Source organism: Pseudomonas sp. EL_65y_Pfl2_R96 (assembly GCF_963970905.1).
GTDB lineage: Bacteria > Pseudomonadota > Gammaproteobacteria > Pseudomonadales > Pseudomonadaceae > Aquipseudomonas.
Map to the genome: position 1 here is coordinate 254646 of NZ_CAXAQH010000002.1, position 20261 is coordinate 274906.

The window sequence follows — 20261 nt, forward strand, 5'->3', positions numbered from 1 at the left end:
GATCATCTGACTTTCGTGGGGACCGGCATCAACCCTGCGGTTGCTGCACTTTTTACGGCGGACAACCTTTGCTCTTGAGCACTTGCGTGACGGTCTCGGCCATGCCGGAAAATTCACACGTGCTGCCGGCGCCAGGGGTATGGACAGGTGGCCGGGCGACGGAGGGATCGCCGCGGGTGAAGGGAGGACAAGGGTTGTACTGGAGGGTCAGTTGCACCTTTTGGGCAACGACGTCGCTGGAAATCAAGGTGATGATTTTCAGCGCCTCATCCAGTCCCGACGAGATGCCGGCGGTGATGCGTTGTCTGTCGACGACGTAACGTGGATGACCTCCACGGCGCATGGCCTGGCTGTTGCGACAAGGCGAAGCGGCGGATTTTGCCGCCTCGGTCTGCGAGGGTGCGCTGCTGGCGTACCGTCCTGGTGCGGGCATGGCTCCCTCCTTGGGGAACACCGCGCGGCGAACGCGTTTGCGTCGCCAGGTGATGAAGCTTCCTGCTAATCAGCGATGCGATGCCCGGACGGCAAGACCGGAGGTCCTGCTGCCCGGAGCCAATGTCCTGCGGGGCAGCTCTGGGGAGCATAGCCCGCACCTGTTCACGTGCAAGGTGTTTTCGTCGGCTGGTGGCCATGCTTTTCAGAGCGGCACCCGACGCAGTCGACCGCTCAACGGGACGACGTTGTCGTCTGGCGTGGGCAGTGGCCGGCCGGCTAGTCCCATGCCTTCGCTCACCAGTACCGCCCCCTCCAACAGGCACAGGTTGGAAGGGGTATCCAGGCCGCGGGCGAGCACGGCGACCTGGGCGGTTTGCAGGTTGCAGCTCAGCAGTCGCCCCGTGAAACGGGTGAAGCCTCCATGCAGTGGTTCGCCGTTCCAGTCCGGCGGCAAGGGTTGCTGAAGGCGGTCGCAGAGCTCCAGGACCAGTACATTCCCCTTCGGGCACAGCGCCAGTCCGGTGGGCAGTTGCAGGCCGCGAATCAGGATCTCGATCTGCCCGCTGGCAGGCCAGACCCGAATCACCTGGCCGGCCTTATTGGCAAAGTCGATGCCCTTGCGCGAGGGGTCGCCCTGCAGCTCTCCGGAGAACAGACTGATCAGCACGGCGTCTGTCGCCGGTTCGTACACCAGGGTCACGGGGACGGCTTCCTGGCCCTGGTCCAGTTCGGGCAACTGGACCAACACACGCTCGTCCTGTCCTGTGGTGAACTCCACCAACTGGTTGGTATCGGGTTTGACCGCCAGCCAACTGCGACGGGTCGGGTGATAGCACAGCGCATTCAGATTGCCACGGCTGTGAAACACCGGTTCGGGCGGTGTGAATTGCAGGTCCAGCAGTTTGGAACCTTCGACGTAATCGGTCTGGCTGACCAGACAGCGCCCGTCACCACAGGCGATGTCCGACAGCCCCATGATTTCATCGCGCAGCATGCGGGCCTGCATGTTCATGGCGCGAAAACCTTGCGCCAGTGTTTCGCGGGGCAGGTAGGCGCCGGGCCTGTGCGGATCCGGCCGAAGTCGACTGATGCGGCCGCTGAAGGGCTGGTCCGGCAGGCCCGAGCCGGCTTCGGTCAGCAGCAGGCTGCCATCGGCCTGCACACAAATGCCCCGAGGGTTCAGCAGGCCCTCGGCGATGATCGTGCTCGGGCGCAACGTTTCAGTCGGTTGCGCCGGGATATGAACGGGAACGGGCATAAGGTCTCTCTCCATGGACAAGGGGGCACGACTACTGCGGCGGTTGCCACGGTTCACCGGTGAGATACGCCCGGAGCAGTGCCCGCTGGCAGGGCGACATCGAGCGCACCACGGGCATGAACAGGGTGGTGCCTTTGTAGGCGTCCGAGGTGCGGGCGAGGATGGGGTTCTTGGCGCCCATGACCGCGTCGGGCTGATTGAGCGGGATGTAGCGCGACATGGCGGGGAAGGCCAGGTAGTGAAAACGCAGGACGTTCGGGTACATCAGCTCCCAGGTGATGGGGGTGCCCGCGGGAATGCCGAAGTCGGTCTGTGCGTATTTGCGAAAGCTGGTGAAGTAGCCACCGTTTTTAAAGCCATTGATCGCGTAGGTCAGCGCGACAAAGCCCGCTTGGGCGGCAGTACCCGGTTTGACGGTGACAGGGAAACTGACTGCGAGCTGGCCGGGTTCTACGGTCAGCGAGGCCGGAAACTCGAGGAAATTCCAGTACTGCGGATTTTTGTATACCGCAGGTGGACTGGCTTTCAGGTCGATTTCGGTGGCTTTGGGGACCGGGCCGCCCAGACACCTCACCTGCAGGGTGATCGACAGGCCATTGGGGTAGTCCTCCAGATAAACGTTGCGCTGATCGGCATACACCCGATAAGTCGATTCGATTGCGTTTAGCGTGGTTTTGGCAACTTCGTCGGGTGCGGTGATGGCCAGCTCGTTGGTCCGCACCGCGTCCTGTTGGCTGGTACTCAGGGGCAGGTCGACGATGCCGCCATACACGTAGTAGTTGAATAACGGACTGGTTGTCGGGTCGAGGGTGGTCAGGGTGGTTGCGCCTGCAGAGATGGTGACGAGACCGTAATCCGCGTTCGGTCCGATGGGGCTGGTGATGTCGTCTCTGACGGCCCTGAAGGTTTGCTTCGGGATGACGTTCACCATGTCGATGCTCAGGATGCCGCTGTCGCCCAGATCGGCATAGCCAGTGCTCTTGGTGCTCTGGTTGACCAGCTGCCGGCCCGGCTGACAGTTCTTCGGTTCGTCCGCGAAAGCCGGAGCCAGTGTACCGATGACCCGGCCGATGCTCGGGTTGGGGGTGTATCGGCCGGCGGCGTAATCGGCATCCAGTTGCTCGGTGGTCATCGTGGGGCACATCTCGAACATGACAAAGCGCAGGACAATGCCTGTCGCACCCGGCGCCTGGATGATCGATCGCAGGCCACTGCTGTTCTCGTTCCAGCTGACGATGCTGCTCAGGGGAAAGGTCAGCTGAAACGTGCCGCTGAGGCGGAAAGAACCCGGCGCATCCATCTCCTCTGGCTCCAACACCCGCTTTTTGACATCCAGGCTGCTGCAGACCGTGTTCGCGCGAATCAGCAATTGGATGTCGCTGTTACCGCCAATTTGCAGACCGCCAACGAATATCTGGGTGGTGTTTGTGGCGGTGGGGTCCAGGTCGACCATCATCGGGCCGGAAACGGGGCCCTGTCCGGTCACCGGGTCCACCGAGCCGAGCAGATAGACCGGCTGGCCCACCATATCGCCGGTGGTGCTGATGCTGCCCGGATTACCCTGGGAACTGATCAAGGCGTTCTGCATGTCGACGACGTGCTGCCCGTAGTGATTCCAGCCGCCGGCGGTGTAGTAGTCGCCGTCGGGCGCGTTGATCATGTTGTTCAGCTGATCGTCGGTGTAAGACTGGGCACCCGGTGCCAGGGTCGAGGTGGTCAGGTCGAAGAGCGGCCATTCCTCATCACCGTCGTAAGGGATGGTGGGTGAGTTGTTCGGCAAGCTGACGTCCGTGCGGATGCCGCCCCAGAAATTCAGCCGTGGTCCATTGAGTATGCTCATGATCTATTCCTCGTCCTTGGTGGTTTTGCCGACAGGCGCATTGGCGAATTTGAACAGGTAGGAGTAATCGGACTTGTAGGGGCTCTTGACCGGTGTCGCCATGGAGTGGCAATTCATGCAGCTGCTGTTGGGCTGGATGTAGCTCTCCATGGTCACGTTGGCCGACAGGGAGGGTGTCGGCTGCCCCAGTGGGTTGCTGGGGTTGTCCGGCATCAGCGGGCGTTGGGTGGTGATGAGCTGGTAGTACTTCAGCACGCTTCTTTGCAGGTCCGGGTCGGTGCGGTAGTTGGTGTTGACCCCGTTGGTGACTTCGGCAATCGGGGTGACCCGGTTCAGCGGGTTCGGTGTCTGGAACGAGGTGCCGGGTTTGGGCACGCAGACCAGATGCGCGCCCTGAGTCTGCCAGTCGCAGGGTGATTGGTTGAGGGAGGCGGCGGGGGCGGCGGGGTTGAAGTAGGAGTAGGCCGTGCCGGATGTTGGCTGGTCGACCCACTGGCCGTTCACCAACGCCTTGGGCGCAACGTTGTCGATCTGTTCGAAAGTCGACCAGATCCACTGGGGATAACCGTTCGCCTTGGTGATGATGTGCAGGCCCACCAAACCCAGGTAAGCCTCGGTGACGCCGGTGCGCTGGCCTTGGTCGTCGAACTTGGCCACGCGCGCGAGCATGGTCAGGTAGTGACTGGCGTTGTCGTTGGGGGTGAGGATGCGCCAGCTCGATTTGACCTCGATGACCCCATAGGGAAAGTTGATGTTGTTGGCTTTGGAAACGACATCGGCGTTATAGAAGCTGTTGTCGACGATGTAGTTATAGGACGTCTCGTTGGCCGAGATGTCGTAGTAGGTCGGGTTACCGGCCTGGTCGATCAGCCAGCCGCCGACAGCCTGGTCGACGGCATTCACCTGAGTGCTGTTCTTCAGCGCTGCGATATTGATGATGCCCAGGCTTTTGGCGGTCTGTGGGGTATTCCACGGGCCAGGATCGGCCCCCCTCGGCAGAAAGATTTCCTCCACGGTCTTGTAGGTCTGCCAGACGGTGTAGCCGGGATCCCCAGGCTGTTTGGCGCAGTCCGGATCACCTCGCTGCCCATCCTGTGCGGGCCAGTTCAAGGCGATGAACATCTGCCAGCTGTATTGATCGAACAGGTCCTGACTGGCCGTGGCGGCCGGCGCGGTGCTGGGGGGTTGGCAATTCAGGTTGCTGGTCTGTGTCGACGGCATAGCCTGTTCCCGGGCCAGTGTCGGCAGACTGGCCAGGCCCAGTAGCATCATGGTGAGACTGAGTATGGTTTTCATGGCGATCCTTCGTCGTTGTTCAGGGTTTGCGCTGCATGAGCTTGTTCCACTGCGCCTTTTGGCCGTTGCTCTGTGACGCCGGTGGCTCGAACAATTGGCAGGGCGGCGGATTCGCCGGGCACATGGCGGCCACCTGCGCCCAGGTCTGGGCCGGGTCCGGTTTGGCGATGCGGAAGTTGGTGTAGTTCTGGCTGACGATGGGGGCATTGGCGACGCTGGTGTCACCCGAAAAAAAGAACGACTGGGGATGCCGGTAGGGCGGTTGTCCCGACGGTTTTTTGTAGAAGGCATAGCCGAACAGGATCGGACCTTGCGGCGATTCGAGGTCCAGAGCGTAGGCCTGCACGCTGCCATTGAGGTTTTTGCTGCGCTCGGCGCTGTAGGGCAGGTGCTGGATGAAGTCTTGCCGCGGCGGATGATTCATCGGCGAAAACATGCAACAGGCCGGCATGTCTTTGGGGCGGTCTTGCGGGTAAGTCAGGAAGTACGCCTTGTTGCCCAGGGACACGAAGGAGCAGGTGTAGTTGTTGTTCTTGATCGGGAAGATCGGCAGGCAGTATTTCTCGTAGTGCTCCATCATGGCGCCGAAACCGTCGCCATCCGGCGGGATGTAGGCGGTGTCGTAGTAGCTGGTGCCTCGGGAGACGGTGTAGTCCGCCGGGGTGAGTGTTGTGGGTGGATTGCTGTAGGGCGGCGGGTTTTTCTCGTAGTTGTGCATCACCCGGTACATGGTCCAGTCGCTGATCCAGTACGCCGGGAAAAACGGATCGGAAGGGTCGCCCGGTGCTCGTTTAGCGATGCAATTGCCGTTCTGTTCATTGCACCCCTCGGTGTTGTGCACCCCCATGGTGAAGTACACGGCGCCGCTGTCCGCCTGGGCGAATAGAGCTGGGCTGAGCAGCAGGGTCAGCAGCAACAATCGGTTCAAGATGCTGGCTTTCATATGACACTCCTGTGAAGTGCCGGGTGACAGGCTCGTCACCCGGTGGTCCTGCGTGAGCGTTGTTGTTATAGCCTTACTTGTAGTCGCTCATGTCGAGCGGGAAGGGTGGGTATTTCTGTTGCACCAGGGCCTGCGCCCAGAGCTCCAGTACTGCGCGTCGGCTTTGTGACATGTCGCGGGTGATGGGCATGGCGAGTGTGCTTTCTTCCTGGTACTCCTTGCTGATCAGCACAATGAGTTGGTCGACGGCACCCTCTATCCGTTCCAGCGAATTGAGCGGCATGTATTTGCTCATGATCGGGTACAGGTAATAGAAGGGCTGCAGGATGCGCGGGTAGATGAAGCTTTCCCATATCAGGACCCGGGCATCGGGTTTCGTGCAGATCTGGTTCCATTCGTCGACAAAATCCTGCTGCATTTGGGGCTCCAGCGGCAGGACCCGCAACGGTGCGAGGAAGTCTGTATAGGCGCTCATGTAGTTGAAGCTGAAAGGGATCTCGGGCGGCTGCTCACCTTCCTGCACGAAGAAACGCAAGATCGGGAAGCCCGGAGCCTGTGCCTTGACGGTCAGTCGTGCGATGCCATCGGCGTCGGTCTGAATCTGCGTCAGGCAGTAGTGCACGGTGCTGTTTGGGGGATCCTGAAGAACACCTTCCATGAGGATGGGGTTGTCGAACGACAGGCAGGGGCTCAGGGCGACCGAGCCGGGTGTCGGCAGGTATTTCTGATAGCTCACCGGTTTCCCGGTATCGGTATCATCTGCGGCCTGAGTTGCCATGAGCCGACGGCCAGCGCCCTCGGTCACCAGGCTTTGTACCGCGCAGGTACCGGTAAATTGCGGCAGCTTGGAGCTGTTGTTGGCGCGATTTTTCGGATGGTCTTGGAACAACGCAAAGTCGGCCGGATTGCTGAACGCCAGATAGTAATCAGTCGTGCACATCATGTAGGCGTTGCCATACTCCGCCACCGATAACACGGTGCCGGCCGGTGCCGGCCGGCCGTCATATTGCACCATGATCTGCAGCGTCTTGCTGTCGCCCACGTCGATGAAACTTGCGCTCTCAACCACTTCGGCCGTCCACATCTGCTGGGTCGCGGCTTGCAAGGGGGTTGTTCCCTCCAGTTGCAGCTCCAGCGATCCGGTTTGCAGCTTTTTCTGCGCGTCGGCGCTGAGTGGCAGGTCAAGGATGCCGGAGCGTTTGTCGAACGCCGCCTGTTGATAGTCCTCAAAGCCAAAACTGGCCAATGGGGTGAATTGTCCGTCCTGGCGTATCCCCAGTTGGTAGTTGCCGGCATCGTATTTTTCGGCCACCGGGATGTCGGCTGCCTTGTCGATCGGATAGCACGGGAAGGTGTTGGTGAGGTCCAGCGACAAGGTATCGCCATGGGCCTGTGCCGAGATCACGCCCAGCGTCATTGGGGTGGCGTCGGAACCGGGTTTTTGAAGAGGCACAGCGTTGCCGGGGACCAGACGCCGACCTGCCGGTGCGGTGGGGAACTCGTCGTCAAACCACAGGCCCAGGGTACCTACGGTGCGGCTGTAGGCGGGGTTGAAGAAGATGCTGGCGACGTTATCCAGTCCTTTCTGGTACATCTCTTGTACATAGGCCATGTCCGTCGGGGTGGTGGAGTGGGAGTTGATGTAGGGGTAGTTGTTGAAAATGCCGTTTCTGTCGTAGCAGGTCAGGTAGGTGGAAAACCGGAACATCAGGCCTTTGGCTTTTTGTAGTTCCATCTGTTCCTGGAGGTTTTTCAGCAGGGCCGAATTGCTGATCGCCCAGGTCAGGTTTTCTTTCGGGAAGCAGGTTTGCCAGGTGGTGGTCACATAAATCAGGCCACCCAGGTTTGCCCAGTTGAAGTTCAGGAAGCGATCGAGCATCCGGTGTTGACGCTTGAGCGTCAGGCCGCATTGATCGTCGCCCAGCACCAGTTTGTCGAAGTACAACGCTGTGAAGGTGTTCTGCCAGGGGCTGACGTCGACAAAGCGGGCCGGAGTGGGGCCCTTGCTGCCAAAGGGATTGCCGAGCAAGTTGTAGCTCTGGTTAATCAGGGCATCCTGATCAACGTACCCGCCGGTCGGGAGTTCGCCGCCGATGATGACGGACTGGGTCTGGTTGTAGCTGACGGTGCCACAGGCGTTGTCACCGAACAGGTTCCATTCTCCGGGGATCATCGTTGGAGGATTCTGTTTGACATTGCCCGGCACCTGCGTGACGTAGTCGGGCGCTTCGTGTAACACCCGAGGGGCGATAGTCCAGGGCATCAGTGTGCTGGCGGCATTCTCTGGCGTGATGTTGTAGTAATCAAGAAACCGCCAGTTCATCTGCATTTTTACCGCATCGTAGAGCGGGTACATATCGTTGTTGTTGGCCGTCGGCGGGTTCCAGAACATGTGGCCGTTGAGGTAGATACGGGGGAAATTCAATACGCTCATGTCATGCTCTCCTTAGCGTTGCCACTGGGCGCGTTTGAGCGACCAGACGAAGTCCAGTTTGTTGTAACCGGTGAAGGCCGAGTCCGGCAGGGCGGCGGTGGGGTAGACGATGCCGCCCTGTTCTTTCATGGCGAAATTGAAGTAGCCCTTCTTTCTCGAGTACGCGGCGGTGTCATGGCAGGCAAAGCACGACGACTGGCTCTGAAAGGCGGACTCCAGCTGAGAGTTGGCCAGCAAGGTCGGGTTGGTTTTGGACTGGACTGCGATCAGTTCGTACTTCGACAACCCGGGATATTGAGCCTGGAATTGGCTATTGACGGGCTTGGCAGCGGCTGTCGGCCCGGTGCTGTTGGTTATCGGGGTGGGCGGGATGGCGTTGGTGACGGTGTACTTGCTGTTGTTGATGTTTTCGAAGGTGGTCCAGACCCAGCCGGGATTCAGCTTGTTGACGACGTGCAAGCCGCTCAGCGCCGCATAACCGACCTGGTAGTTGCCGTCTTGCAGGTAATAGGCCTGGGCGATGTAGTAACCGTCGTTTTCCAGTGTCTGTTTGTAGGTCGTGTCGGAGCCGATCCACAGCCAGGCGGATTTCAACTCCCAGGCGGTGGAGGGGAACTCCAGGCTGCTGGTCAGGGCAGCCTGGCCGTTCATGTTGTAGACCTGGCGTTGCACGATGTAATCGAAAGTTCCCTCGCCCATCAGCAGTTGAAAGCGCACGGGTTGGCCAATTTCTGTCGTCGGCACCGCACCGCCCATTTCCAGAATCAAGCCATCGACCTGTTGCGTGGCGTTGATGTTATGGAAGGTTCGGGACAGGTCCATTCCTTGTGTCTTCTTGGCTTTCGTCAGCACGGCGTCCGGGGGCGGCACGGGCGTGCCGTAGGCGGCGGGCTTGGCACCATCGGCCAGGTAGACCTGGTCGGAGGGCTTCATGGATTCCCACTCGCGGTTGGGGCTGCCCGCGGCGGCGGGCTGGTTCAGGCAGACGAACCAGTTCCAGGCCATGGTCTCGGGACTTTGCGCAAACGCAGTCCGGGTCTTGTCGACGTCTCCTTCAAACTGCAGGAAGTTGTTGCAGTCAAAGGTGTTCGTGCTCTGAGCCTGAGCCAAACCGGCCAGGGCAGTCAGAACTGTTATAGAAATGGCTCGCCGCATGGAAGCTCCTTGGCATTGGCCGGGTCGGTGTGTGGGTGCCCCAGGAAGTGTTCCAGGAGCAGTTGCTTCACCGCCGTGGCCGCAAGGCGCTGGGGCAACGGCAGATCGCAATTGGTGATGAGCAGCGGGCCGGTCTGTTCGCTTTCGGGCAGGCGGCCATGGCTGCCACGGACCAAACGGGTGTCCAGCGGAATCAGGTCCATGTAGTAGCGAAAACCGAGTTTTTTCTGCAGCAGGCGACGCGCCACTTTCAATTTCGGGAAGCGAATGGCCGGGTCGATGAACAGCTCCAGTGGGTCGTAGCCAGGCTTGCGATGGATGTCCACGGTGCGGGCAAAGTCGGGTGCCTTGCGATCGTCGAACCAGTAGTAGTAATCGAACCAGTAACCCGGCGCGGCCACGGTCACCAGCTCGCCGCTGCGCGGATGATCCAGCTGCCAGGTCCGTTGTTCGGCTTTATCCAGCACCTGCTCGATGCCGGGCTGGCGTTGCAACAGCGCTTTGACGCGAGGTATGTCTTGCGCCTGCTTCACGTAGATATGAGCAATCTGATGATCGGCCACGGCAAAGGCCGCGCTGGCGCCGGGGTCGAGCAACTCCCAGGTCAGCGATTGGCGCACCTGCAACAAGCCTTCCGAGCGCAACAGCCGGTTGATGGAAACAGATTGCTGTACCGCTTCGATCCCGTACTCGGACAGCAGCATCACCGCCGCGCCTTGCTCCTGGGCAAAGGTCAGCAGGCGACCGACTTCACTGTCGATGGCCCGTACCTCGTCGGCAGTCGACGGATGATCAGGGCCCAGTCGCTGCAGGCTGTAGTCGAGATGGGGCAGGTAGACCAATTGCAGGTCGGGCTGATCGAGCTGGAATTCGGCGATGGCGCAGTCGACGATCCAGCGGCTGGATGCGATGCCGGCCGCCGGGCCCCAGAAGCTCGGAAAAGGGAATTCGCCGATCTGCTGCTCGATACGCTCGTGCAACGAGGCCGGTGTCGAATACAGGCCGAACATTTTGCGGCCATCAGCCGGGTAGTGAGGGCGTGGGGTGATGGCGGCATCCACGTCCGCATACATGTTGTACCACCAGAACAGCTGGCTGCAGCGAAACCCGGGGAGCTCACGCTTGAGCTGCTGCCAGACTTTTTCACCCTGGATCAGTGCGTTGGGTTGCAGCCAGAAACGCACTTCGGCCTGGTCGCGGAAATACCAGCCATTGCCCACAATGCCGTGTTCCGACGGCGACAGGCCGGTGAGGATCGAGGACTGCACCGTGGACGTGACGGCCGGAAACACCGGTTGCAGGCTGGCCATTTTGGCCGTTTTCAACAGGGCATTGATGTGCGGTGTCGCCGGCCCCAGCAGCGCCGGTGTCAGCCCGACCACGTTAATCAGCAGCAGCGGTTGACGCGGTTGATCAGAGGGCATCGGCGTACGCCTCCCACGCTTGGGGTTGCAGCAATTTTCGCTGCCGCAATTGGTCTTCTACCCAGTGCAGTTCCGCAACGATTCCCTGGAGTTGGGCGTGCTCGGTAGTGGGCCGCAGTTGGGCGGGCAGGACGCCCCAGCTGTAGGTTTCCACTTCCAGCACAGGACGAAAATCCCCATGGTCTGCGAGAAAGTCGAAGGTCTGCGACAGGGCGATCTGGCTGCCGCTGAGTTCCGGCAGCAGCAAGTGTTCGCTGAACAGCGGAATGTGGAAATGAATCCGCAGTTCGGGGTATTGCCCCAGGTTGTTTGCGCAATCCTCTAGCGCTGCGGGAAGGTCGGCCCAACCCGACAACCGCTCCTGCGCATCACGGGCTTTGACTTGATGCAGGTAGGTGGTTTCGGCGAAGTCGCTCAAGGTTTTGAGGACGTGTTCGCGTCGGTTGTCGTTTTCAGCGGGCAGGCGACAAATCAGCGCGTTGGACAGCTGAATCTTGCCGACGGGCACTCGGGCCTGACGCAGCTTTTCCAGCGACTGATAGCAGTGCTCGAAGACCACGGCCTGGTGGCAAACATCAAAACACAACGCCAAATAGTCATGGTGCGGGTCCGTGGCTTGCCAGCGGTGGAAGAAGGCGATGGCCTGGTCGGTGTTTTCCAGCACGCAGTCCGGCTCCATCTCCAGGCAGAACACGATCTTCTTGCCCGTCTCCAGGTGCAGCCTGGCCAGCGAAGCGGTGAGTTGGCGCAACAGATGCTCGGCACGCTGCTGTAACTGCGGGTTCCAGTTGGCGGCGTAGCCCAGCGGCACGGTGGAAATTACACCCTGGGGACAGTCCGGCGGCAGGGCATCGGCGAGGATCCGCGCCAGATTCAGGCTGTACGCCAGCCGTTCAGACTCGGCCCAACTCGGCAAATAAACCTCGGCTTTCACCGCGCCCTGATGAAACTGGCCGTAGGGAAAGCCGTTAAGGGAGGTCAGGCGCAGCCCGCTGCGTTGCAGCAGGTCCAGGAAGTCCGCGCGAGCCGATGGCTGCTGTAATTCGGCCGCGGCGAGGGCGCTGATCCACAGTCCACTGTCCTGCTCGTCCAGCCCGCGCAGTGTTCGCACGCCCTGAAAATGCTGTTCGATGGATGACCGTAGCCCCGCCAGGTCACGGGTCGGGTGCACATTGCTGCAATAACCGACCTGCGCGGCAGCCCAACCCGTGCCGGCACTCATTTGATCACCGGTTCCTGGCCGCGCAGGGCGGAGTTGTCCTGCCACTGCCGACGCTGGTCGATGGGCAGCGGGGTGCTGACGAGGGCTTTGTCCAGTTGGCCGCTTTGGGCAAAAAAGTCCACGGGGTTGTGGAACAGCACCTGTTCGACCTGGGCTTCACTGAACCCAGCAGCCAGCATCGCCTCGCCCGTTTTTGGCACCTTGAGCGGGTCGCTGATCCCCCAGTCGGCGGCACTGTTGACCACCATCTTCTCAGTGCCGTACTCCTTCAACAGGGCGACCATGCGCTGTTCCGACATCTTGGTGTTGGGGTAAATGGAGTGGCCGCGCCAGCAGTCGCTGTCCAGCACCAGCGGCAGAGTCAACTCGTTGAGGTGGTCGATGATCACCAGATGCTCGGCAATCCCGACTTCGCGAATCACCGCCAGGGTGCGTTTGGTACCACCGATCTTGTCGCGGTGCGGAGTGTGCACCAGCACCGGCAAATTGAATTGTTTGGCCAGCTCCAACTGAGCGGCGAGAAAGCGATCTTCCTCGGGGGTGATGTCGTCGTAGCCGATTTCGCCGACCGCCACGACGCCGTCTTTCACCAGGTAGCGCGGCAGAATCTCCAGCACTTCATTGGCCACCGACAGGTCATTGGCCTCCTTGGGGTTGAGGCCGATGGTGCAGAAGTGATGGATGCCGAACATGCTGGCGCGAAAGCGTTCCCAACCCAACAGCGTGTCGAAGTAGTCAATGAAACTGCCGACACTGGTCCTGGCCTGGCCCTGCCAGAAGGCCGGCTCGATCACCCCGGTGATGCCGGCGGCCGCCATGTTCTGGTAGTCATCGGTGGTGCGGCTGACCATATGAATATGCGGGTCGAAGTACTTGAGCATGGTGAATCCTCGTCAAGGGGCGGGAGCCGTTGTGCGTTAGTTCAGTGGGGGGCCGGCCAGATGCTCGTGCCATTCCGGTGGCAAGCGTTGCTGCTGGCTCAGGTTCACCAGGCGCTGGCGTTGCGCCGGGCTGAGCAGGTCGAAGGCAATCACCCGGGGCAATCCCGCGGACACCGTTCGTTCGGCTGCGAGCTGTTCGTCCAGCAGGTCGAGGGCCAACTGGTTGAGGGCGACGCTGTGTCGTTGGGTCAGGCCGATCAGGCGTCGTACGTCGAGCCCCATGCCCAGCGCCTTCAACACCAGTTGGTGGAAGGCCCGTTCGCTGTAGTGACGCGACGGGTAGAGGGTGTCCAGGGCGAGGGCGGCGAACACCTGGCTGTTACTGGTTCGCCCGGCCTGCAATGCCAACTCCACACAGAGCCCACGGCTATCGAGCCAGTCGAGGGCCTTCAAGGTGGCGATCTTTTCCTGATCGTCGCCCCACAGAAACAGCTGGCGCAGCAAGGGCAGTTGCCTGGCGAGGGGTTGTTGCTCCAGGACCTGAGCCAGCAACAACGCCCGCGCCAATTGGACCTGATTCCAGCCATTACTGTCGGGCAGTGCCGACGCCTTGAGGCTGCGCTTGCACTGGCTGCTCAAGAGCGCCGCGGTGTTGGCGTCCGGGCGTTGGTCAAGCTGCTCCTGCGCCTGACGCCACCATCGCAACTCAGCATCATCGAGCTGCTGAGCGAGGGCCAGGCGTTGTTCGGCGAGGCAGTCGTGACGCATTTCGAGGGCCGCCGATGGCGGCGCAGTGACGTCCATGTTCATGTCGGCTTGATCCAGCGCTGGAAGTGTGGAAGCAGGAAAAACACCAGAACACATAACAGGCTGCCCAGTGGCTGGTTGGCCACGGCCAGCACCAGGGCATCGAACAGCGGCAGGGCCGCCAGGCCAGCGCCGATAAAGGCACGAACCTGCCGTTGCTGCGGGTTGGCCAGGTTGTGCCAGTAGTGCCAGCCCAGCCAGCCAAGCCAGAGCATCAGCACGGGCCAGAACCAGACATTGTCGGAATAGATCGCCAGCGCCAGTGGGCTCAACATCAGGAGTAGAGGGAGGCGGCTGAGCAACTGGTTGCGATGTTCCTGGCGGGCCAGGTAGGTCAGGCCGCTGATGTAGACGCCGAGCAACATGGCGCAGAGCCAGATTGGCTCCGGTGGTACCGCCAGGCTGGCCGCCGCCGTGAGGTAGAGGGCCGAGCGGCAGGCGCCCATCAACCAGACGCTATGGGCGTATTTCTTGTGCAGCAGGTTGTAGCCGAGAATGCAGCTCACCAGCAGGGTGACGCTGCCCAGCAACCAGTGCGGCTGGTCGATCAGCCGGCTCAGACCCAGCACCGAGGCCGCGGCCAGTATCAGCAACAGCACAGTGGCCAGCCCCACTTGCTGGCGGCTGACCAGGCCCAGGGTGATGGGACGGGGGTTATGGTGTTGTTGGTCCCAGTCGGCGTCGAGCCAGTCATTCAATAACATGCCGGCCAGATACAGCAGCGACAGTGCGGCCAGCAGCAGGATCCACACCAGCGACGACGGCGGCGCCAGGGCACCGGCGCTGCTGGCCAGCAGGGCGGCGGCCAGGGTGTTGGTCCACACCGTGGGCAGGTTGGATACCCGGCCGAGGGTCATCCAGGTCTTCAGGTTCAGCGGTGTCTGGCTCATTGCGCGCAGCCCTCGCTCAAGCCGAGCACCGGGTCGATGCGGGTGGACAGCCGTTGCAGTGCTTGCTCCATCCGCGCGGCATCGATTTCATGCAGGTCCACCGACTCGCCAATCCGGCTGAGCATGGGGATGGAGAGTTGCCCGCCCAAGTGTTGGCGGAACTCCTCCAGCCCGAGCAACACCTGCGAGCGTCCCTGTGCATCTTTCAAGGCCAGTTCCGGCGGGCACAGGCTGAAGCCGAGCTTGAGCAGCAGGTTCAGAACCCGTTCAGTGTCGGCATCGCTCAACAGCCCCAGGGCATTGGCATAAAGGCCATCCAGGGCCATGCCCACCGCCACGGCTTCACCATGGCGCAGCCGGTGTTGGCTGAGGTTTTCCAGTTTGTGCGCGGCCCAGTGCCCGTAATCCAGTGGTCGCCCGTTACCGCGTTCGAAGGGGTCGCCGGCACCGGTGATGTGCGCCAAGTGCAGTTCGGCGCAGCGGCGGATGGCATAGCGGCTGGCCGGGTGATCGAAGTGGGCGAGGGCGTTGGCCTGTTGCTCCATCCATTGGAAAAACGCCTGGTCCTTGATCAGCGCCACCTTGACTGCCTCGGCCAACCCGGCGATCTGGTCACGGCGGGTCAGACTGGTCAGCAGCTGGAAGTCGTTGATCACCGCGGTGGCGGGGTAGAAGGCGCCCAGCAGGTTTTTCTGGCCGAAGGCATTGATGCCGTTTTTCACACCGATGCCGGCGTCGTTCTGCGCCAGCACGGTGCTCGGGATGCGGATCAGGCGAATGCCACGGTGGAAGGTGGCGCAGGCGTAGCCCACGGCATCCAGCACCGCGCCACCGCCCAGGGCCAGCACATAGCAATGCCGGTCCAGCCCATGGTGCAGCATGTCGGTGTACAGCTGCTGCAACACCTGTGAGTCCTTGCTCAGTTCGCCGGCCGGCACCGCAATCGGCGCGGTCTGCAACCGCAGGTCCGCCGCATGGGCAGCAAAGTAGGCATCAATCTGTTGCAGCAGTTGCGGGGTGCTTTGCAACAGGTGTTCATCGGCGAACACCAGCACCGTCACCGGGCCCCTGTGCTGTGGGGTGAGTCGTGCGGTGAGTTGGTGATGCAGGCAAGGATTGGACGGATCGAACAAGTGATCGGTAAACACCACCGGATAGTCGAAACGGACCTCGAAACGTCCATGCAGCGGTTGCTCCGCGTTGTGCTGACGCAAGGTCTTGAACAGGCTATACCCGGCGATAAACAGCCCGGGCAATACCATGCTGGCGAGAATGGTCACCAGCAGCGCGTTCTGCTCGACGAGGAAGGTGCCGATCGCGCTGTAGGCCAGCGCCAGGCCGGCATTGGCCAGGGTAGTGACCAACACAAATGCGCGCAGCGGATAACGTTGCATACCAGCGGCCACCACCGAGGTTTCCGCCAATACCGGCACGCCGCGCAGGCAGATCAACGACAGCGTGCCCAGCCGATACGCCAGCTGCCCAGGTTGGCGCTGATGCAGGCCCAGGCGACCAGACAGCAAGCGAAAATAGCCGGCCCCCAGCGCATAACCCAGCCCGGCACCCAGGCACAGGCCAATGAAAATCACCAGGTAGCCGCCAAGACTGCCCAGCATGGCCACGGCCAGCAGCGCGACCATGCTCGAAGGTACCGGCAGCACCACGTCCAGCGCCAGCAGGGCGATCAGCAACAGCGCCAGGTTGAGTTTCTGGGAAGGCGTGGAGGGCAGGTACAGGTTGAGATGGTTCAGGAAGTCCTGGATCTGTTGTTCGAACAACAGAAAGCTGACGATCACCAGGCCCGAGAAGCAAAGCAATGAAACCCAGAAATGTCCGGCTGGCCCTTTTTGCGAGAACGCACGATACCCACGGCTGCGCTTCATCAAGCATCCCTCTTCATTGTCATGACTGATTCCGTGTCAGTAACTAAAAGCAGCGTCTGGTGTGTTTTAGATCAATGGACTCTCTCGCCTGAGGGGCTGGTTTATGTACGGTTTGGTTGCGCCTGTAGAGATAGTTCTGAACTTAGACGGTCGTGGTGTTTTTGCAAGGTAGCCTGATGGCAATCTGACTTTTTTCACCTGCGTGAACGCGACCTTGTAGCGGCAGTCGAGCTTGCGAGGCTGCGTTCGGCTGCGCAGCAGTCGTAAAACCAGACATTGCGATGTATCAGGCAAACCGCGTCAGCCGGATTCACGACGGCTTCGCCGCCGAACGCAGCCTCGCAGGCTCGGAAGCTGCTACAGGAAAGCGCGGTGCGGCTATCGATGTTCCAGAGCGGATGTTAAAAAATGTTATTTTAAAAAAATACTTCACATAATCTGATCATTGGAGGGGGGAGTGGGGGTACGCCTTGGCCAGGCCTCGGTGATCCTGGCCAGGCAATATGGTCTGGAAACGGTGGTGTCATGGATCATGGGTGCGAACAAGCCGAACCAGCACATCGTTCAGGCCATCGGCGCGCGTCTGTGGGCGCGCCTGCCGAATATCACCCGATTCGGTGAAACCCGTGCCGATGTCCTGCTGTTAGGCTTGCCGCTCCATGAAGAGCTCTCGAGCCCGCCGCCACTGTTCAATCAAGACGCTTGATAGGACACAGATCAACCTGTGGGAGCGGGCTTGCTCGCGAAGGCGGTGTGTCAGGCGACATGGGTGCCGGCTGACACTCCCTCTTCGCGAGCAAGCCGGCTCCCACAGGGGATTTCGGTGTCGCGATTTCGCGCATCAATACCGCAACGTTCACCTTTTCCCGGGCGATGCTTTGATAGGCAAAATACAAACCGCTGCCGGCATCCCAGCCGAGGCCCGGACCGGCGCTGACGAGGGGGTTGAGTGCGCCGCCCAGCAAGCGCTGCAAGGGCAGGTCTTTTGGCGTCTCGAGCAAACCGATCAGCAGCAGGCGCTGGTGAGGGTCATTGCATGCCAGCTTCAGTGGATAGGTGTCATCGATGATCAGATCGCACATTCCCCGGGCGTCGAACGCCAAGGGCTGCATCTCGAGGGCGGTGGAAAGATCTTTGAGCAAGGTTTTGTAGAAGAGGCCACTCATGGCTTAACCCGTAAATGATGGACATAGGGGCTAAGTGGTGCGGCGGGTGCTGTCGGTTTCGTTATTGCGGCAAATAGCTCTTTTGTATACGTGCCAGGGTGCCGTCTTTGCGAAGCGTTTCAACCGCCTCGCGCAAGTCTTGCACCAGTTGAGCGGAGCAAAGTTTGGAGCACGCCAGATAGAGTTCCGCTCTGCTCATGACGGGGCTCATCCGCAGTTTTTGTTCCGACACCTTCGTCCAGATGTATCGACTCTCCGGGATACCATTGAACCAGGCGTCAATGCGACCTTTCAGGAGCATCTGCGCGGGGTTGTCGCCAATGGTCAGCGGGTAGATCTGATCATCGCTGAAGCCTTGCGTACGCAGGATTTCCTCCTGAGCACTGCCCAGGCCGACGCCGATCACCCGGTAGGTTTTCTTCGCTTGTTCGAAGCTTTCCACCGGCCGCTCAAGGCTGAAAAAAGCGCGCTCCATGGGCATGATCGACGCGATCCAGGTGAAGCGATCCTCACGTTCTGGCGTGCGTGACAAGGGCGCGATCAGCATATCCTGCTTCTCGCTGACGTGTTTCTGCGATCTGGCCCAGGGCAGCCCATGGACATGAGCGACATAGCCGGCGTTGGCGATGGCCGTCAGGACGGCTTCTCCAACCATGCCGTGGCCTTGGGAGCCATCGACGAACGTCAGTGGCGGAGCATCCGGGATATACAGTTCGAGCGGCAAGGATGCGCCACACGCGTTATAGGCAATCAGCAGCGATGCTGACAGACAAAACCCGCAAAGCGCCTTTGGATAGGCAGTTAATACCCGTGAGCTCGCGCTCATGGTTGATCGTTCAGGCATTGAAGGTAAAAGGGCGCCACAATTCACCAGTGGTGTTGATCACAGGGATGATGAGTCTGTTTTTCTATTGGATCCGGTACGGACACGGCATTCTACGCAGACTTTTGGCGGGGGCACATCCTCCCGCAGGTGAATGTGTCAGGCGGGAGCCGCGACCCTATGGCAGGGTCGCCTGTTACTCGTTGGTCAAACCTCTATTTGCGCAATCAGTGCGCACAGATACGCAGGCCCCCTCTCACCGATCACGTTGCGCAAAGTCCTCTCGCTTGCCGTGACCGCGTTATGGTTGGCTGCCCGGCAAAATCGATACACCAGATCCACGGTTTTTTGCGGGTCCGGCGCCTGCTGTGCGTGCGCATCACAATGGGCAAGCAGCAGGTAGCGCAAGGTCAAGGTCCCGATAGGCGGGCTTGCTCCGGCGTTTCGCCGGGCTCGATGACCGAGGCACCGAGAATTTGTTGGCGCAATGCTGGCGGCACGCCCGATGCATTCAGGATGTTCATCAACACGATCAGCAACGGGTCAGCAAGGATCGGCTCGCAGCAGGCTATTGACGGTTCATATTCTGCCGCCAGATTGGGTAGCTCTTCGGCCCAACCGGCATAGGGTAACGTTGTCAGCCGAGCAGCGATCCAGTGCAGGCGCAGCAATACCTGGCCGGTGGACAGTTGCGACGACAGCGCCATCTACAACACAAAGCCGACCACTGAACGCCATTGCGACGAGTCCAGGCCCGCAAACGCCTGGTTACTGGCCCCGTAAAGATGGAAGTCGTCTTGTTGGCTTTTCTCGATATGGTACGGGTCATCGCCATACAGCCCCAGACGGGCAATATCCGGGCAGCTCAAGGTCGCAGACTTCACCAGTGCGCCATTGATCCGGCGATACATGCGCGGGTAGTTGGCACAGGTATCGGTGAGTACCTGTTCGCCCTGCTGCGCATGAGCGAGCAAGCACCCCAAGCGGTAGAGGTCTTGCTGGCCGAAGCCCGGCCGGCGTTTGTGGAGTGGTTGCGAGTGGTCAACCAAATGATCAACCTCGAAGAACGAATGAAGCAGAAGGCGGCGCAAGCACGCGATGTCGCGACAAGCTTCGACGCGCTGATGTGGGCGCTGGCACTCGGCGTGATTCTGCTCAGTGCGGTGATGGCATGGCTGCTGACGCGTAGCATCACGCAGCCACTGCGCCAGGCTTCAACGCTGGCCCAGGATATTGCTTCCGGTAATTTGTCCGGGGTGGTCAATATCAAGGGAACCGATGAGCTGGCAGGGTTGCTCAATGCACTGGGCGGCATGCAATCGAGCCTGAGTGGCAAGGTCAGGCTCATCTCGGACACGGCAGACAAAGTCGCCATCTCCGCAGAACAGATGCAGGTGGCTACCGAGAAGAATACGCAGCACATGCACAAGCAGAGTGATGAAGTGATCCAGGCCGCCACGGCGGTCAACCAGATGAGTACGGTCGTCGATGATGTGGCACGCAACTTCAGATTCATCGGTCATCGTCAATCGCTCTTCCCGCCAAGGGCGGGACCAGGTGCTTGCAACGGTCGGCGCGATTCAGAATATGGCCGATGAATTGGGCCAGACCTCGGCATTGGTCCTGGGGCTGGCGGATAAAAGCCGCGAAGTCGGCCGGGTGCTGGATGTGATCCGTAACATTGCCGATCAAACCAATCCATTGGCACTCAATGCTGCCATCGAGGCCGCCCGTGCCGGCGAAAGTGGCCGAGGTTTCGCCGTTGTGGCGGACGAGGTGCGGGCTCTGGCACACAGAACCAGAG

General features: G+C 60.6%; 19 protein-coding genes and 2 pseudogenes. 3 read left to right on the top strand and 18 right to left on the bottom strand.

All coding sequences use genetic code 11. From position 1 onward, the window contains the following. Positions 1-52 precede the first annotated feature (52 nt). The 13 genes from AACY49_RS03785 to AACY49_RS03845 all read right to left on the bottom strand — a co-directional run bounded on the left by AACY49_RS03785 (position 53) and on the right by AACY49_RS03845 (position 16468). Positions 53-433, bottom strand: coding sequence for a hypothetical protein (locus tag AACY49_RS03785; RefSeq protein ID WP_339521677.1), 381 nt, complete (start codon positions 431-433; stop codon positions 53-55). Positions 434-637: 204 nt separating this feature from the next. Next, the gene (locus AACY49_RS03790) at positions 638-1693 is read right to left on the bottom strand and encodes a hypothetical protein (protein WP_339521678.1); all 1056 of its coding nucleotides are present in this window, start codon (positions 1691-1693) and stop codon (positions 638-640) included. 31 nt (positions 1694-1724) lie between these two features. Beyond that, complete coding sequence (locus AACY49_RS03795; protein ID WP_339521679.1) at positions 1725-3533, bottom strand: hypothetical protein; 1809 nt, start codon at positions 3531-3533, stop codon at positions 1725-1727. Positions 3534-3536: 3 nt separating this feature from the next. After that, positions 3537-4829, bottom strand: a complete 1293-nt coding sequence (locus AACY49_RS03800) for a hypothetical protein (protein WP_339521680.1) — start codon at positions 4827-4829, stop codon at positions 3537-3539. 19 nt (positions 4830-4848) lie between these two features. Beyond that, positions 4849-5772 (bottom strand): hypothetical protein, encoded by a 924-nt coding sequence (locus AACY49_RS03805; RefSeq protein ID WP_339521681.1) that lies wholly within the window; start codon positions 5770-5772, stop codon positions 4849-4851. Positions 5773-5845: 73 nt separating this feature from the next. After that, a complete protein-coding gene (locus tag AACY49_RS03810) occupies positions 5846-8206 on the bottom strand; it encodes a hypothetical protein (protein WP_339521682.1) in 2361 nt (786 codons plus the stop codon). A gap of 12 nt (positions 8207-8218) precedes the next feature. Then, the gene (locus AACY49_RS03815; protein WP_339521683.1) at positions 8219-9361 is read right to left on the bottom strand and encodes a hypothetical protein; all 1143 of its coding nucleotides are present in this window, start codon (positions 9359-9361) and stop codon (positions 8219-8221) included. Further along, positions 9340-10785 (bottom strand): alkaline phosphatase family protein, encoded by a 1446-nt coding sequence (locus AACY49_RS03820; RefSeq protein WP_339521684.1) that lies wholly within the window; start codon positions 10783-10785, stop codon positions 9340-9342. Before AACY49_RS03820 ends, AACY49_RS03815 begins: the two co-directional genes overlap by 22 nt. Then, on the bottom strand, positions 10775-12007 hold the full coding sequence (eboE, locus tag AACY49_RS03825) for a metabolite traffic protein EboE (protein WP_339521685.1): 1233 nt from the start codon (positions 12005-12007) through the stop codon (positions 10775-10777). The genes AACY49_RS03820 and eboE overlap by 11 nt, the downstream gene beginning before the upstream one ends. Next, a complete protein-coding gene (locus tag AACY49_RS03830; RefSeq protein WP_253422584.1) occupies positions 12004-12888 on the bottom strand; it encodes a TatD family hydrolase in 885 nt (294 codons plus the stop codon). Before AACY49_RS03830 ends, eboE begins: the two co-directional genes overlap by 4 nt. Before the next feature lie 36 nt (positions 12889-12924). Beyond that, the gene (locus AACY49_RS03835) at positions 12925-13698 is read right to left on the bottom strand and encodes an EboA domain-containing protein (RefSeq protein WP_339521686.1); all 774 of its coding nucleotides are present in this window, start codon (positions 13696-13698) and stop codon (positions 12925-12927) included. Further along, entirely contained in the window at positions 13695-14585 is an 891-nt protein-coding gene (locus AACY49_RS03840) for a UbiA family prenyltransferase (protein WP_258700383.1), read from the bottom strand. The genes AACY49_RS03835 and AACY49_RS03840 overlap by 4 nt, the downstream gene beginning before the upstream one ends. After that, positions 14582-16468, bottom strand: a complete 1887-nt coding sequence (locus AACY49_RS03845) for a 3-dehydroquinate synthase (protein ID WP_339521687.1) — start codon at positions 16466-16468, stop codon at positions 14582-14584. The genes AACY49_RS03840 and AACY49_RS03845 overlap by 4 nt, the downstream gene beginning before the upstream one ends. 281 nt (positions 16469-16749) lie before the next feature. Between AACY49_RS03845 and AACY49_RS03850 the strand changes: the two genes are divergently transcribed. Then, positions 16750-16905, top strand: coding sequence for a hypothetical protein (locus tag AACY49_RS03850; RefSeq protein ID WP_339521688.1), 156 nt, complete (start codon positions 16750-16752; stop codon positions 16903-16905). A gap of 20 nt (positions 16906-16925) precedes the next feature. Beyond that, complete coding sequence (locus tag AACY49_RS03855) at positions 16926-17174, top strand: hypothetical protein (RefSeq protein WP_339521689.1); 249 nt, start codon at positions 16926-16928, stop codon at positions 17172-17174. 121 nt (positions 17175-17295) lie between these two features. Here AACY49_RS03855 and AACY49_RS03860 read toward each other — a convergent pair. The 5 genes and pseudogenes from AACY49_RS03860 to AACY49_RS03880 all read right to left on the bottom strand — a co-directional run. After that, positions 17296-17634: pseudogene (locus AACY49_RS03860) on the bottom strand (CesT family type III secretion system chaperone); the annotation flags it as partial. Positions 17635-17695: 61 nt separating this feature from the next. Beyond that, positions 17696-18460 (bottom strand): substrate-binding periplasmic protein, encoded by a 765-nt coding sequence (locus AACY49_RS03865; protein WP_320394345.1) that lies wholly within the window; start codon positions 18458-18460, stop codon positions 17696-17698. Positions 18461-18664: 204 nt separating this feature from the next. After that, positions 18665-18865 carry a hypothetical protein gene (locus AACY49_RS03870; RefSeq protein ID WP_339521690.1) on the bottom strand — a complete coding sequence of 67 codons (201 nt, stop codon included), beginning with the start codon at positions 18863-18865 and terminating at the stop codon, positions 18665-18667. Between the two features lie 2 nt (positions 18866-18867). Further along, complete coding sequence (locus tag AACY49_RS03875; protein WP_339521691.1) at positions 18868-19164, bottom strand: hypothetical protein; 297 nt, start codon at positions 19162-19164, stop codon at positions 18868-18870. Continuing rightward, the gene (locus AACY49_RS03880; RefSeq protein ID WP_339521692.1) at positions 19165-19506 is read right to left on the bottom strand and encodes a hypothetical protein; all 342 of its coding nucleotides are present in this window, start codon (positions 19504-19506) and stop codon (positions 19165-19167) included. Here AACY49_RS03880 and AACY49_RS03885 point away from each other — a divergent pair. Further along, a pseudogene (locus tag AACY49_RS03885) lies at positions 19414-20257 on the top strand (methyl-accepting chemotaxis protein); the annotation flags it as partial. The gene AACY49_RS03880 and the pseudogene AACY49_RS03885 sit on opposite strands and share 93 nt — an antisense overlap. Between the last annotated feature and the right edge of the window lie 4 nt (positions 20258-20261).

Bases quoted from the DNA above. Each gene is read 5' to 3' on its own strand.
- eboE (WP_339521685.1), bottom strand. From the start codon at position 12,007: ATGAGTGCCGGCACGGGTTGGGCTGCCGCGCAGGTCGGTTATTGCAGC.
- AACY49_RS03800 (WP_339521680.1), bottom strand. From the start codon at position 4,829: ATGAAAACCATACTCAGTCTCACCATGATGCTACTGGGCCTGGCCAGT.
- AACY49_RS03820 (WP_339521684.1), bottom strand. From the start codon at position 10,785: ATGCCCTCTGATCAACCGCGTCAACCGCTGCTGCTGATTAACGTGGTC.
- AACY49_RS03810 (WP_339521682.1), bottom strand. From the start codon at position 8,206: ATGAGCGTATTGAATTTCCCCCGTATCTACCTCAACGGCCACATGTTC.
- AACY49_RS03805 (WP_339521681.1), bottom strand. From the start codon at position 5,772: ATGAAAGCCAGCATCTTGAACCGATTGTTGCTGCTGACCCTGCTGCTC.
- AACY49_RS03835 (WP_339521686.1), bottom strand. From the start codon at position 13,698: ATGAACATGGACGTCACTGCGCCGCCATCGGCGGCCCTCGAAATGCGT.
- AACY49_RS03845 (WP_339521687.1), bottom strand. From the start codon at position 16,468: ATGAAGCGCAGCCGTGGGTATCGTGCGTTCTCGCAAAAAGGGCCAGCC.
- AACY49_RS03795 (WP_339521679.1), bottom strand. From the start codon at position 3,533: ATGAGCATACTCAATGGACCACGGCTGAATTTCTGGGGCGGCATCCGC.
- AACY49_RS03815 (WP_339521683.1), bottom strand. From the start codon at position 9,361: ATGCGGCGAGCCATTTCTATAACAGTTCTGACTGCCCTGGCCGGTTTG.
- AACY49_RS03830 (WP_253422584.1), bottom strand. From the start codon at position 12,888: ATGCTCAAGTACTTCGACCCGCATATTCATATGGTCAGCCGCACCACC.
- AACY49_RS03875 (WP_339521691.1), bottom strand. From the start codon at position 19,164: ATGGCGCTGTCGTCGCAACTGTCCACCGGCCAGGTATTGCTGCGCCTG.
- AACY49_RS03840 (WP_258700383.1), bottom strand. From the start codon at position 14,585: ATGAGCCAGACACCGCTGAACCTGAAGACCTGGATGACCCTCGGCCGG.
- AACY49_RS03785 (WP_339521677.1), bottom strand. From the start codon at position 433: ATGCCCGCACCAGGACGGTACGCCAGCAGCGCACCCTCGCAGACCGAG.
- AACY49_RS03850 (WP_339521688.1), top strand. From the start codon at position 16,750: ATGTATCAGGCAAACCGCGTCAGCCGGATTCACGACGGCTTCGCCGCC.
- AACY49_RS03865 (WP_320394345.1), bottom strand. From the start codon at position 18,460: ATGAGCGCGAGCTCACGGGTATTAACTGCCTATCCAAAGGCGCTTTGC.
- AACY49_RS03790 (WP_339521678.1), bottom strand. From the start codon at position 1,693: ATGCCCGTTCCCGTTCATATCCCGGCGCAACCGACTGAAACGTTGCGC.